Here is a 12,554-nt window from a genome sequence, read left to right as displayed (position 1 = left end):
CGTGGTACCCCCCTCTGCCCTGCCGGGCATCTCCCCCACAGGTGGGGAGATCGGCCGGGCGGGCCCGCTCGTTCCAGCATCAATTGTTTGGGCAGCTTCCATCCACGAGTCGATCTCCCCCCTTGTGGGGGAGATGTCCGGCAGGACAGAGGGGGGTAACGCCCCAAACGCCGGACCGCTCTGCTCATGAGCGCGCCCGTCTTCGAGATCACAACAGGCACCTCGCCCGTCATCCTCGCCTTCCCTCACACCGGCACCGAGGTGCCGACTGAGATCGCCGATCGCCTCAACGACAATGGCAGGATGCTAGCCGACACCGACTGGCACATCCACCGGCTCTATGACGGGCTGCTCGACAATGTCACGACCGTGCGCGCCACCTTCCACCGCTACGTGATCGACGCCAACCGCGATCCGGCCGGCGTCAGCCTCTATCCCGGCCAGAACACCACCGGCCTCGTTCCCCAGACGGATTTCGACGGCAAGGCGATCTGGAAGGATGGGCAGGCGCCCGACGAGGCCGACGTCGCGGCGCGGCTGCGGGACTTCCATGCCCCCTATCACGCGGCGCTCGCCGCCGAGATCGAGCGCGTGAGAGCTATCCATGGCGTCGCAATTCTCTACGACTGCCACTCGATCCGCTCGCACATTCCCTTCCTGTTCGAAGGCAAGCTGCCGGATTTCAATATCGGCACCGATATGGGTAAGACCTGCGACAGCGCGATCGAGCAGGCGACGCTCACCGTCGTCGAAGCCGCCGAGGGCTACGACGGCGTGCTCAACGGTCGCTTCAAGGGCGGCTGGACGACACGCCACTATGGTCGGCCCGACACTGGCGTGCACGCGATCCAGATGGAACTCGCGCAATCGACGCATCTCCAGACCGAGGCACCACCCTTTGCCTACGACGCCGGCAAGGCAGACAGACTTCGCGTTCATCTCAAAAACATTCTGGTGCGCATCGAACAGATTGCGCCAGGCCTGAAACGATAACGATCTCTCGACAGGGGAACCGCCATGAGCAATCCACGCCACAATATCCGCGAAATCCGCGCGCCCCGCGGCAACGATCTCAATGCTAAGAGCTGGATGACCGAAGCGCCACTGCGCATGCTGATGAACAATCTCGATCCGGATGTCGCCGAAAACCCGAACGAGCTCGTCGTTTATGGCGGCATCGGCCGCGCCGCCCGCACCTGGGAGGATTTCGACCGCATCGTCGCGACGCTGAAGACGCTGACGGAAGAAGAAACGCTGGTCGTGCAATCCGGCAAGCCGGTCGGCGTGTTCCGCACCCACAAGGATGCGCCGCGCGTGCTGATCGCCAATTCCAACCTCGTGCCGCATTGGGCGACCTGGGATCATTTCAACGAGCTGGATAAGAAAGGCCTTGCCATGTACGGCCAGATGACGGCCGGCTCGTGGATCTACATCGGCACCCAGGGCATCGTGCAGGGCACCTACGAGACCTTCGTCGAAGCCGGCCGCCAGCACTACGGCGGCAATCTCAAGGGCAAATGGATACTGACCGGCGGCCTCGGCGGCATGGGCGGCGCCCAGCCGCTCGCCGCCGTCATGGCCGGCGCCTGCTGCCTTGCCGTCGAATGCAATCCCGATTCGATCGATTTCCGCCTGCGCACTCGCTATGTCGACGCCAAGGCCGAGACGCTCGATGAAGCGCTTGAGATGATCGACCGCTGGACCAAGGCCGGCGAGGCGAAGTCCGTCGGCCTGCTCGGCAATGCTGCCGAAATCCTGCCGGAGATGGTCCGCCGCCGCATCCGCCCCGATATCGTCACCGACCAGACCTCGGCCCATGACCCGATCAACGGCTACCTGCCGAAGGGCTGGACGATGGGTGAGTGGAAGGCAAAGCGCGAAAGCGATCCGAAGGCTGTGGAAAAAGCGGCGCGCGCCTCGATGCGCGAGCATGTCGAGGCGATGATCGCCTTCTGGAATGCCGGCGTGCCGACACTCGATTATGGCAACAATATCCGCCAGGTCGCCAAGGACGAGGGCCTCGAAAACGCCTTCGCCTTCCCGGGCTTCGTGCCGGCCTATATCCGCCCGCTGTTTTGCCGCGGCATCGGCCCCTTCCGCTGGGCGGCCCTTTCCGGCGATCCAGAGGATATTTACAAGACCGATGCCAAGGTGAAAGAATTGCTGCCTGACAACAAGCATCTGCATCATTGGCTCGATATGGCCAGGGAGCGCATCGCCTTCCAGGGCCTGCCGGCACGCATCTGCTGGGTGGGCCTCGGCGACCGCCACAAGCTCGGTCTTGCCTTCAACGAAATGGTGAGAACAGGCGAACTCTCCGCCCCGATCGTCATCGGCCGCGACCATCTGGACTCTGGCTCCGTCGCTTCGCCGAACCGCGAGACCGAAGCGATGAAGGATGGCTCCGACGCCGTCTCCGACTGGCCGCTGCTCAACGCCCTGCTCAACACGGCGTCGGGCGCCACCTGGGTGTCGCTGCATCACGGCGGCGGCGTTGGCATGGGCTTCTCGCAGCATTCCGGCATGGTCATCTGCGCCGATGGCACGGACGATGCCGCCAGACGCCTCGAGCGCGTGCTCTGGAACGACCCGGCGACCGGCGTCATGCGCCACGCCGATGCCGGTTACGAGATCGCCATCGACTGCGCCAAGGAAAAGGGCCTGCGCCTGCCCGGCATTCTCGGGAACTGAGCCCGATGAGGGTCCTGCGCGTCGGCGATCACAAACGCATGCCCTGGAAAAACGGCAAGGGAGAGACGGTGGAGATCGCCGTCTTTCCACCCGGCGCTTCGATCAACGACTTCGACTGGCGCATCAGCATGGCGACGGTCGCAGAGGACGGCCCGTTTTCGATCTTTCCCGGTATCGACCGCACGCTGGCGATCCTTGATGGCAACGGCATGGTGCTCGATGTCGCAGGCAGCGCGCCGGTGCTGCTGACAACGGCAAGCGATCCGCTGGCCTTCCCGGCGGATGTCCCCGTCGCGGCCAGGCTCCAGGACGGAGCGATCACCGATCTCAACGTCATGACGCGCCGTGACGGGCTCGCCCATACGCTGATCCGGATCGACGTCGATGGCAGCAGGACCGTGCGGCTTTCGCCCTCGACATGCCTGTTGCTTTGCCATCGCGGCGCATTGTCATTCCGGCGGGACGGCGAGACCGGCACGCTTGCGGCCGGCGATGCGCTGCTGATTAAGGGCGCGACTGCTACCGCGCTGGAAATCGATGGCGAAGCCAGATGTTATCTCGCTTCGATCACCACAGGCTGATCGCCGAACAACATATTGAAACCATTAAACAATCGAGGATTTGGCGAAGTATGTGCATAAACCATCGCCATCTCGGGCCATGGACGTCATTCCTCGTTTCGGTCTAAACTTTGCCCTTCTGATGCAGAAGAAGACCTAGACTGCCCGCGACGTGCCGGGGAGCAAGGGAGCAGGCGTGACGGATCCATACGATATTCTCGGCGTTGAACGCGATGCGGACGAGGCGCAGCTGAAGGCCGCCTATCGGCGCTTGGCGAAGGTTGCCCACCCCGATTCAGGTGGTGATTCGGACGCCTTTGCCAATCTCCAGAAAGCCTATGGGCTGCTTCTCGATCCGGTCCGGCGCAAGGTCTACGACGATACCGGCTACGACGTCGAATTCGCCGATGCGGCCGAATTGCAGGCGCTCGTGATGATCGAGAAGCTCGTCACCGACGCGGTCCTCGACGAACGCGCACCCGGAAGTTTCGATCCCGTCGCCGTCATGCAGGACAGCCTTTCCGAAGAACTGCGCAAGGCGCGTTTCAGCAAGAGCGAGCTGGAGCGCCACGCCTCGCGAATCGGCCTGCATCTGGAGCGGCTCGAAAAGCAGTCCGGCCGCGATGTGCTCGCCCACATGTTCCGCGCCCGCATTGAGGCGATCTCCAAAGCGGTCGCCGAAACCGAGGCGAAGATCAAGGCGACGGAACGCGCCGCCGACATGCTCTCCGGCTATGTCTACGACATCGATCCGCCGCCATTGCCGGATGCCGCGGTTACCAGCATCGAATGGGTCGAGCCCTCAAGAAACCGCTCCACCGGCTGACGGCGGACGACGCGGCTGATCTTAATAGGACAGCTTCGGATACCAGTCCGCCGGCCGGCCTTCAGGCGTCGAATCGATGACGGTCCAGAGCGGCATCAGGTCTGGTGCGCCGCGCGGATCCTCGCCGGGGTCGGCCGTCACCTCGCCCATCTCCTGGCTCCAGAAATGGCGGATGCTGCCGTCGCGGCGCGTGAAGACGTTGAAGGCCGCGTCATCGCCCCCACCCCTGCCGATCGCGTGATAATCGCGGCTATAGTCGCCCGTCGTGTCGGAATAGAGCGGCAGGTGGTGCCAGCCGCGTTCCTTCTTGAAGGCGAGCAGCCTGCCGATCGGCGAAAGTGCGACCACTGCCAAGGCTGCGCGCTGCTGGATGTCGGGCACCTCGCCGTCCCAGGCCGACAGCAGCGAGGTGCACATCGGGCAAGGGCGCTCGCGTTCCGGGCCGAACATGTAGCTGTAGACGATCAGCGTCTCCTTGTCGGCGAAGAGTTCTCGGAAGGATATCGGCCCATCGCTGCCTTCGAAGCGGTAGTCTTTCGTCACTTCGCCGCCTGGCGGCAACGCCCGGCGCTGTACCGCCACGCGCTCGATGTGCCGGCGCAATTCGATCTCTTCGGCCAGCAGCGCGTCGCGGGCCATGCGATATTCCTCGCTCTCATTGGGAAACCGGACGCCGTTCTTGGCCGCGAGCACGGCGGCGGGGACCAGATGCTGATTATCCATGACAATAGCTCCTTCTGTTGCCTGAGAACGTGCTGAAGCCACGACCGGGTGCCAGCACATCATTACAAGGACGATCGGCTGATGCGAAAATCGACAGTGCCGACCGAAAATATTCGCCCCGCGCTTTGGCCGGCTTGGCGCCCGGATCGCCAAGGCCTAGCAGATCAAGTTCGCGCGTTCCAAAATGCGGATCATCGAACCAGCTCATGATCAGCATCACGCCCTTCCTAGAGGACGCCGCCCCGTAAACTCATTTCACCGTCGGCTGCGAAACTCAGTGAACGGTGATCACCGGAATGCCAGCTTCGTCGGCGGCACGGATAAGCGCTGCCCGCGCATCCTGAGCCGGAATTTCCCCATGAATTGCATTTCGGCACGCCCTAATCGCTATAAGATATTCTTCTCCGTCGTCGATCGGCCAGCCAACTGTCAGCATCTCGGCAGCCTGGAAAAGGGTTGCGACAAGCTTGTATTTTTCCGACCCACTCACAACGAGCATCAGAGGGGCAAACTCTTCGGATGTGCGCCACTTCATGACATTAGGTCTCCCGCAGTAAACATATTAGTAACCGTGCAAGAACCGTTCCGTGATCTTCGCTGGCATGCCAGCGCTCGTTTCGGAGGCCGCAGAATGTGGCCGCCGCCGAAAGATCGATCAGCTCTGCCTTCGACCGGCTGGCTCCAATGGAGGCGGCGCACAATTGCAGGAAGCTCAATACCTATAAAACAAGAGAGTTATTGGCTGAGAGCCTGAGGGGTGCCGGACCTCCGCTCAAAGGTAAGCTCGCGAAAAGAACACCGCGGTCGTTAAAAAGGCGACCGTGAGGGTTAGCACCCGGACGACCGATGATGGCAGCCTTCGTCCGATATGCGCTCCGATCCATCCGCCGATAACGGCTCCAATCGTCATGGGAATGCACTCCTGCCATACGATTGCCCCGGCAAGTACGAAGACGACGACGGCGACCGCGTTGGCGGCAGTGACCATCACCATTCTTGTCGGGTTCAGGCTCTTGATGTCCCCGCCCCCGAGCGCGCTCCATGCCGCAAGCATCATGAGACCCACCGCGCCGCCAAAATAGCCGCCATAAAGACCGAGAAAGAACTGAACCATTGCGAACGCCAGAACACTCGGACGTGCCTGCGTCTGCAACTGGGCGCTGAGCCTCGGACCTGCAGCGAGCATCAATGTCGCCACCAGCAAAAGCCATGGCAGGAGACCATCGAAGATCCTGGATGGGGTTAGCAGCAACAGAATGCTTCCGGCCACACCACCCATCACCGTCACGATGGCAATGGGCACGACATTGACGCCGCACACACTCTTAACCCCGTCACGGTAGACCCACGAGCTCGCCATGCCGCCGGGAAACAAGGCTAGGGTGCTTGTCGCGTTTGCGGCTACCGACGGCACTCCGACCGATATCAGCGCAGGCAGGGATACGAACGACCCGCCGCCCGCCAACGCATTCATGCTGCCTGCTAACAAGCCAGCAAGGAAAAGAAGCATGATATCGTACATGTTCAGGTCGCCTTAGCACCCAAGCCTGAGTCCGGCCGAGCCTCTCGTCCAATACCGCCGTCAAATCGCCGCACGCCGTTGCGCGTCCAGAAGAGTCCGCCCCACGACTGCCATTCGCCGTAGTCAAGGAAACGCAATTGAGAGCCATTCATCCGATCACCATGAGCGTAACCGATGCTATCCCGAGGAGTACGCCAACCGCCTGATGCCAGCCGAGCCTCTCGTCGAAAACCAAAACGGCGATCGCGTTGATGGCGATGAGCTAATGTGTAGAGGACAAGCGCGGTGGCGAGCAGCCAAAGGTTCGAGTTGCTCACATATGCGCGGGAAGCGGTCGCTCCCGCCAGGAATAGGCAGACGGCTATGAAGAGGATGGCGGCAACACGCATCGATAAACTCCTGCTGACGCGTTTTGTCTAACGCCGGGCGGCCCGTCAATCCATCAGAGACTATCCCTTGTCCTCGATCGCCTACATGGTGATCAGTCTATTTTTCACCCAGCTCGACGTTAGCTTCCAAGAAGAAGGCTCTCAAGCCGTCCAAATCGTCCAAGGCGGCCAAGGGCAAAAAGGACGACGCCGCAAAGTTTTTCGAACGTCATCAACATGATGGGTGCCCTCAAGAAGAACGTCGAAGCCGACATGAAACGTCGAAAGAAAGCGGCCTGATAAAATCCCGAGCCGACGAGCGGTCCCGCCTATGTGGAATGACTATGAACAACATTCGCATGAAAGAGTTCTGCGACATGATGCAGTCCCTCGCGGCCTCGCTTCTCCGCCGCTGAAATCCCTTCCGCCAAACGACAAGACGCAAGCGGCGATATACGCAAGGGCTGGAAAGCAAAAAGGGCGCTCGACCCCTGCGGGGAGCGCCCTTATCCTGTCGGACACGAGCAGCTCGACGACGTCGATACCGCGCGCATCCATTTTTCAGGCAGGACGGGTATATGGACCCTTCCCGCCGGGGTTTCAAGAGGCGGCTCAGCGGTTCTACACGATAATTGACCCTAGATCAGGATGTCGTCCGAAAACCGCTCACACTTTTCGGCATCATGCTCTAGTCGATCAGGAGGCGACCCCGGTGATCGGATTGACTACGGGTCGTTCGCTTTTGTCCCTGACCCCAGCCGGCTGCACCACCGGCGGCGCCATCGATTCTGCGTCGGCGGGCTCCGGCTTTTCAGGAACGGCGCCGACATCTTTGGGGCGCCGCTGCTCGGGCTTTACGTTTTGATCATTCGTCGACATTGTCGATCTCCTTTCCAGGAAGAAGTCACGGCCGTCGACATGGTTCCGGCGATGGGATGGAGGATTACCGATGCTTGACAGGTTTCTGCTGCAGGGGCCTCAGGATGCGCGCTTCACGATCCTTCTGGCGCATGGCGCCGGCGCGCCGATGGATTCGGCATCGATGACAGCAGCGGCAAATGCACTCGCCGGCGTTGGCTTCCGCGTCGCCCGTTTCGAATTCGCCTATATGGCCGCCCGCCGTACCTCGGACGGTCGTAAACCGCCGCCGCGCGCCGAAACGCTCAATCCCGAATACGAGACGGCCATTGCCGAACTCAGCGCCAGCGGTCCGCTGATCATCGGCGGCAAGTCGATGGGCGGCCGGGTCGCCAGCATGGTCGCCGACGATCTCCATCGTCGGGGAAAGATTGCCGGCCTGCTCTGCCTCGGCTATCCCTTCCATCCGCCCGGCCAGCCGGAGAAGCTGCGCACCGGCCATCTCACGGGGCTGACGACTCCCGCGTTGATCTGCCAGGGAACACGCGACGAATTCGGCACGCGGGACGAGGTGCCGGACTACGATCTGTCCGACAGGATCGAGATCCTCTGGCTCGAGGACGGCGACCACGACCTCAAGCCGCGCAAGACGATCTCCGGTTTCTCCAGTGCCGATCACCTCGCCACGATGGCGAAGACGGCAAAGGCATGGGCCGAACGATTGCCGGTTTGAGCGTCACCATATCCCCGGCGCCGGCCCGCGGCGGCTGCCGTCAGGCCGCAAGCTTCCTGACATCGATGCGCCGGTCGGTGGCGGAAACGGTGATTTCGAAGTGGTCGGCCTGCACCACGTCCCGAATGTTGCGCGGCCGGTGCGCGACGATGGCCACTCCGCCTCTCAGCCGGACACTGTCATAGAGGATACCGGCGCCGCCGCTCGAGCGCACCTCTTCCCCCAGCACCTGCGATGCCGCATAGCTGGTGCCGTCATAGACATCGGGCCGCAGCATCTGCTCTCCGCGAATGTCGAGATAGTCTCCAAACAGAGTGGCCGCGTAGCTTCTATAGGTGCGGGCCACCGTCGCCACCCCGCGCGCGACAGCTTCGCGCCTGAGATGATGGCCAACCTCCGCGGCGGCCGTCTTGAGATCGTCGGCGGCATACCAGGCGCCGAGATCGGGGCCGTTGAAGCGCATTCCTCCCGGCGCAACATGCAGGAATGCCGCCATCACAATGCTGGCATTGGCAACGCCATAAACCCATTGGTCCTCGGGAAGCCGTTGGATGCGGTCGGCAACGAGCCGGTCGTTGGTCCAGCCGACGAGTTCCATCACGGCTTCGAGATCGGCCGCCCTCGTTACTGTCTCAAAAAGCCCGATCGGTGGAAATTGCGACGGGATGAGCCGATACGACGGACGCGGCGCCTGGGCAAAACGATCCCTCACCGGAAGACGATGTCCGCATCTTCGTAGGGTGTGAAGGCTTCGTCGAGCACATTCGGCTGCATGTAGAGACCACCGCGGGCACCGTCGAGAAACCGGCGTACGGTCATCAACCCGTCCTGGGTCCCGTTGGTCAGGATATCAAGAGGCGGATGGCTGCCGAAAACCGGCGCCTGATGCGGTGTGCGCAGCCAGGCGACGCCGGCGCGTTCATCGGAAAACAGCACGCCGAGCGCCTGATGGATGCCGAGCACGGCCGAGATGCGGGTCAGCGTATCGACATCGAGCGTGAAAGCGCCGTGCTCGCGTGCCTGTTTGGCCCAATTGTGGTAGGTCGACCGGGAGGGATAGCCGAGCATGAGCAGACGCTGCTCCTCCGTCAGCCCCCAGAGATCGGCGATCGCCAGAAAGGTTCGCAGGGCCGGGGCGCTCAGCCTCTTGCGGTTGGCCGGAGCAAACCGCTCCATTTCCAGCCGCTGTGGCCCTTGGTCTTCCCGTTGCTCACGTCGCGCATGCTGCATGAAAGCCTCCTGTCTTGAATTAGACATAGTCCAAATATAGGCGTTCATCAAGCGAATTTAAAGGCTCGCCTCGCCTGCCGCCTCGCGGATCGTCTGCATCAGGATCGATTGCGGCAGAGACGGCACGGCATCGGCGCGCATCGTCAACCCGACGGGCCCCTTGGTCTCGCCGGTATCGACCGGCAGAAGCGCCAGCCGCCCGTCGGCGACATCGCCGGCCACCACGCCGTTGGAAATGATCCAGATCGCATCGCTTGCCCTGAGGAAAGCGCGGCCGAAGGAATCCGACACCGTCTCGATCTGGTTCGGCAGGCTGGAAACGCCGTTGGCGATGAGGAAATTTTCAACCACCGGCCGGATGATCGACCCCCGCGTCGGCATCAGCACCGTGTAGTTGCCGAAGCCGGCAAACAGCGATTGCCGGCCGTCGAGCAGCGGATGGCCGGCGCGCACGGCAAACACCACCTGCTCGGAATAAAGGTGTTCGAAGGAAAAGCCCGCCATCATCTCGGCGCCGGCCAGACGTCCGACGACAAGGTCGAGATCACCGACGCGAAGCTGCTCCAGCAGCACGGCGTTCTCGCCGGTGACGATCTTCACCCGGCTCCAGGTCTTCTCCTTGAGGAAGAGTTCCATCGCCCGCGGCATGATCCGCGATGACACCGTCGGCAGCGCGCCGATCCGGATCGGCGGCGCATCGGCGAACTGCTCCTGCGAGACGGAATCGAGACCCTGGCGTAGCGCCGTCAGCGCCGCACCTGCGTGCCGCAGGAAGACCTCGCCGTAGCGGGTGATCTTGATGCCGCGGCCGTCGCGCTCGAAGACATCGACACCCAGCACCTGTTCCAGTTCACGGATCGTCTTGGTGACCGCCGGCTGGCTGACATGCAGCAATTCGGCGGCCTTCATGACGCTCTTCTGCCGCGCCACCTCGACAAAGGTTTGCAGATGGCGGAACTTGACCCGGCTGTCGATCATCGCTCGCATAACTCCAGGGTTATCGAAACGCCAATAAATATCATTTTACTTAACCGGATCAACCAGTCAATTTCACCATTCAGGAGGAGAGTGACGTGCAATTCGCCCGCATAAACGATGTGACGATCCACTATCAGATCATTGGTGCCCCCGCCGACAGGCCGGTGATCGTCTTTATCAACTCGCTGGGAACGGATTTCCGCATCTGGCGCGACGTCGTGGTTCAGCTTGCCGGTGAATTTGCCATCGTGCTTTACGACAAGAGCGGCCACGGCCTTTCCGATGTCGGCCAGCTGCCCTCATCGATCGAGGACCATGCGACGGATCTCGCCGGCCTTCTCGATCTGCTGTCGGTCAAGGATGCCGTAATCTGCGGCCTGTCGGTCGGCGGCCTCATCGCCCAGTCGCTCTATCATCGCCGGCCGGATCTGGTCCGCGCGCTGATCCTCTGCGACACCGCCCACAAGATCGGCACGGCGGAGAGCTGGAACGCCCGCATCGCCGCCGTCGAGCAAAACGGCATCGGCAGCATCGTCGACGCGGTCATGGAGCGTTGGTTCACGCCCGCCTTCCGGCGGCCCGAGAGCACCGCCTATGCCGGCTATTGTAATATGCTGACGCGCCAGCCCGTCGAGGGTTATGTCGCCGCCTGCGCCGCGATCCGTGATGCCGATTTCACCGAGGTCGCAAAGACGATCACCGTCCCGACGATCTGCATCGTCGGTGACCAGGATGGCTCGACGCCGCCCGATCTCGTGCTTTCGACCGCGAAGCTGATCTCCGGCGCTCGCTACGAGGTCATCCCTAATTGCGCGCACATTCCCTGCGTCGAGCAGCCGGAGGCGCTGACGGCGATCATCCGCACCTTCCTCACATCCATTCCGCCTGGAGAAGTCAGCCCATGAATGAGACCGCGTCCCCTTCCGAGCGCTATCGCCAGGGCATGGCGACCCGCCGCGCCGTGCTCGGCGACGCCCATGTCGACCGGGCCGCCACTGCTGCGACGGAGTTCGACCGCCCCTTCCAGGAGCTGATCACCGAAGCTGCCTGGGGTCATGTCTGGTCGCGCCCGGCGCTGACGAAGCGCGAGCGTTCGATCATCACGATCGCTCTGCTTGCCGCGCTTGGCCAGGACGACGAGGTCGCCATGCATGTGCGCGCCACCGCCAATACCGGGGCGACCCGCGAGGATATTTGCGAGGCGCTGCTGCATGTGGCGATCTATGCCGGCGTTCCTGCCGCCAATCACGCGATCAAGATCGCAAAGCAGGCTTTTGAACAGATGGACGCCGAAAAGGCGGCCTGAGGGAGGAACATGTCCGAACGACCGAACCGCAAGCCCGAGACCGGCGGCTTCTTCGCCCGCGACCGCGCCTGGCATTCGCCGGCGCTGACCCCCGGCTACAAGACCTCCGTGCTGCGCGCGCCGCAGCGCGCGCTGCTCTCGCTCGACGGCACGATTTCCGAGACTACCGGCCCGGTCTTCGGCCATTCGATGATCGGCGAGCTCGACAACGACCTGATCCTGAACTACGCGCAGCCCGGCGAAAGCGCCATCGGCGAGCGCATCATCGTCCATGGCCGTGTGATCGACGAGCGCGCTAGGCCGGTTGCAGGCGCCTTGGTCGAGTTCTGGCAGGCCAATGCCGGCGGCCGATATCGCCACAAGAAGGAAACCTATCTGGCGGCGATCGACCCGAATTTCGGCGGCTGCGGCCGCGCCATCACCGACGAGGATGGCCGCTACCATTTCCGCACCGTCCGCCCCGGCGCCTATCCCTGGCCGAACGGCATCAACGATTGGCGTCCCGCTCATATTCATTTCTCGATCTTCGGCCATGGCTTTGCTCAGCGCTTGATCACCCAGATGTATTTCGAAGGCGATCCGATGATCTGGAAATGTCCGATCGTCGGCACGATCCCCGACAAGGCGGCGATCGAGCAACTGATCGCGCCGCTCGACTGGGGCAACACCATCCCGATGGATTCACGCGCCTATAAATTCGATATCGTGCTGCGCGGCCGCCGCTCGACGATGTTCGAAAACAAATTGGAGGGCAACTGA

17 protein-coding genes are annotated in these 12,554 nt (G+C 62.4%); 8 read left to right on the top strand and 9 right to left on the bottom strand.

Features of this window, described 5'->3' with window-relative positions:
• The first annotated feature begins 186 nt into the window (after positions 1–186).
• The 4 genes from hutG (at position 187) to GR198_RS03200 (ending at position 4,077) form a co-directional block, all read left to right on the top strand.
• Positions 187–993: an N-formylglutamate deformylase gene (hutG, locus tag GR198_RS03215; RefSeq protein WP_164067393.1), complete on the top strand. Its 807-nt coding sequence runs from the start codon at positions 187–189 to the stop codon at positions 991–993.
• Positions 994–1,017: 24 nt separating this feature from the next.
• The gene (gene hutU / locus GR198_RS03210) at positions 1,018–2,691 is read left to right on the top strand and encodes a urocanate hydratase (protein WP_164067391.1); all 1,674 of its coding nucleotides are present in this window, start codon (positions 1,018–1,020) and stop codon (positions 2,689–2,691) included.
• Positions 2,692–2,696: 5 nt separating this feature from the next.
• Positions 2,697–3,272 (top strand): HutD/Ves family protein, encoded by a 576-nt coding sequence (locus GR198_RS03205; protein WP_164067389.1) that lies wholly within the window; start codon positions 2,697–2,699, stop codon positions 3,270–3,272.
• A 175-nt stretch (positions 3,273–3,447) separates the two neighbouring features.
• A complete protein-coding gene (locus GR198_RS03200) occupies positions 3,448–4,077 on the top strand; it encodes a J domain-containing protein (RefSeq protein WP_164067387.1) in 630 nt (209 codons plus the stop codon).
• Between the two features lie 21 nt (positions 4,078–4,098).
• On the opposite strand, the gene GR198_RS03195 is transcribed toward GR198_RS03200, so the two are convergent.
• The 6 genes from GR198_RS03195 to GR198_RS03170 form a co-directional block, all read right to left on the bottom strand.
• Entirely contained in the window at positions 4,099–4,800 is a 702-nt protein-coding gene (locus tag GR198_RS03195; RefSeq protein WP_164067385.1) for a DUF899 family protein, read from the bottom strand.
• Entirely contained in the window at positions 4,793–5,017 is a 225-nt protein-coding gene (locus GR198_RS35265; protein WP_204336995.1) for a hypothetical protein, read from the bottom strand. The genes GR198_RS03195 and GR198_RS35265 overlap by 8 nt, the downstream gene beginning before the upstream one ends.
• A gap of 57 nt (positions 5,018–5,074) precedes the next feature.
• The gene (locus tag GR198_RS03185; RefSeq protein WP_017968256.1) at positions 5,075–5,335 is read right to left on the bottom strand and encodes a DUF982 domain-containing protein; all 261 of its coding nucleotides are present in this window, start codon (positions 5,333–5,335) and stop codon (positions 5,075–5,077) included.
• Between the two features lie 237 nt (positions 5,336–5,572).
• The gene (locus GR198_RS03180) at positions 5,573–6,322 is read right to left on the bottom strand and encodes a sulfite exporter TauE/SafE family protein (RefSeq protein WP_164067383.1); all 750 of its coding nucleotides are present in this window, start codon (positions 6,320–6,322) and stop codon (positions 5,573–5,575) included.
• Positions 6,323–6,324: 2 nt separating this feature from the next.
• The gene (locus tag GR198_RS35635; protein WP_246711038.1) at positions 6,325–6,711 is read right to left on the bottom strand and encodes a hypothetical protein; all 387 of its coding nucleotides are present in this window, start codon (positions 6,709–6,711) and stop codon (positions 6,325–6,327) included.
• A 675-nt stretch (positions 6,712–7,386) separates the two neighbouring features.
• Positions 7,387–7,569 carry a hypothetical protein gene (locus GR198_RS03170; RefSeq protein WP_003548476.1) on the bottom strand — a complete coding sequence of 61 codons (183 nt, stop codon included), beginning with the start codon at positions 7,567–7,569 and terminating at the stop codon, positions 7,387–7,389.
• A gap of 70 nt (positions 7,570–7,639) precedes the next feature.
• On the opposite strand from GR198_RS03170, the gene GR198_RS03165 reads away from it, so the two are divergent.
• Positions 7,640–8,281 (top strand): alpha/beta hydrolase family protein, encoded by a 642-nt coding sequence (locus GR198_RS03165; protein WP_164067381.1) that lies wholly within the window; start codon positions 7,640–7,642, stop codon positions 8,279–8,281.
• A gap of 40 nt (positions 8,282–8,321) precedes the next feature.
• On the opposite strand, the gene GR198_RS03160 is transcribed toward GR198_RS03165, so the two are convergent.
• The 3 genes from GR198_RS03160 to pcaQ are packed head-to-tail and all read right to left on the bottom strand — an operon-like array spanning position 8,322 to position 10,489.
• Positions 8,322–8,993, bottom strand: coding sequence for an RES family NAD+ phosphorylase (locus tag GR198_RS03160; RefSeq protein ID WP_164067379.1), 672 nt, complete (start codon positions 8,991–8,993; stop codon positions 8,322–8,324).
• Entirely contained in the window at positions 8,990–9,511 is a 522-nt protein-coding gene (locus GR198_RS03155) for an MbcA/ParS/Xre antitoxin family protein (RefSeq protein WP_164067377.1), read from the bottom strand. Before GR198_RS03155 ends, GR198_RS03160 begins: the two co-directional genes overlap by 4 nt.
• 57 nt (positions 9,512–9,568) lie before the next feature.
• The gene (pcaQ, locus tag GR198_RS03150) at positions 9,569–10,489 is read right to left on the bottom strand and encodes a pca operon transcription factor PcaQ (protein WP_164067375.1); all 921 of its coding nucleotides are present in this window, start codon (positions 10,487–10,489) and stop codon (positions 9,569–9,571) included.
• 95 nt (positions 10,490–10,584) lie between these two features.
• Between pcaQ and pcaD the strand changes: the two genes are divergently transcribed.
• From pcaD to pcaH, 3 genes are read left to right on the top strand one after another with little or no spacing between them, the layout of a single operon-like run.
• Positions 10,585–11,394 (top strand): 3-oxoadipate enol-lactonase, encoded by an 810-nt coding sequence (pcaD, locus tag GR198_RS03145; RefSeq protein ID WP_164067372.1) that lies wholly within the window; start codon positions 10,585–10,587, stop codon positions 11,392–11,394.
• The gene (gene pcaC / locus GR198_RS03140) at positions 11,391–11,795 is read left to right on the top strand and encodes a 4-carboxymuconolactone decarboxylase (RefSeq protein ID WP_017957849.1); all 405 of its coding nucleotides are present in this window, start codon (positions 11,391–11,393) and stop codon (positions 11,793–11,795) included. The genes pcaD and pcaC overlap by 4 nt, the downstream gene beginning before the upstream one ends.
• Before the next feature lie 9 nt (positions 11,796–11,804).
• Entirely contained in the window at positions 11,805–12,554 is a 750-nt protein-coding gene (gene pcaH / locus GR198_RS03135; protein ID WP_164067370.1) for a protocatechuate 3,4-dioxygenase subunit beta, read from the top strand.

This window comes from Rhizobium leguminosarum (assembly GCF_010668065.1).
Classification (GTDB): Bacteria; Pseudomonadota; Alphaproteobacteria; order Rhizobiales; family Rhizobiaceae; genus Rhizobium; species Rhizobium leguminosarum_S.
This window is presented reverse-complemented; position numbering and strand designations above follow the sequence as displayed.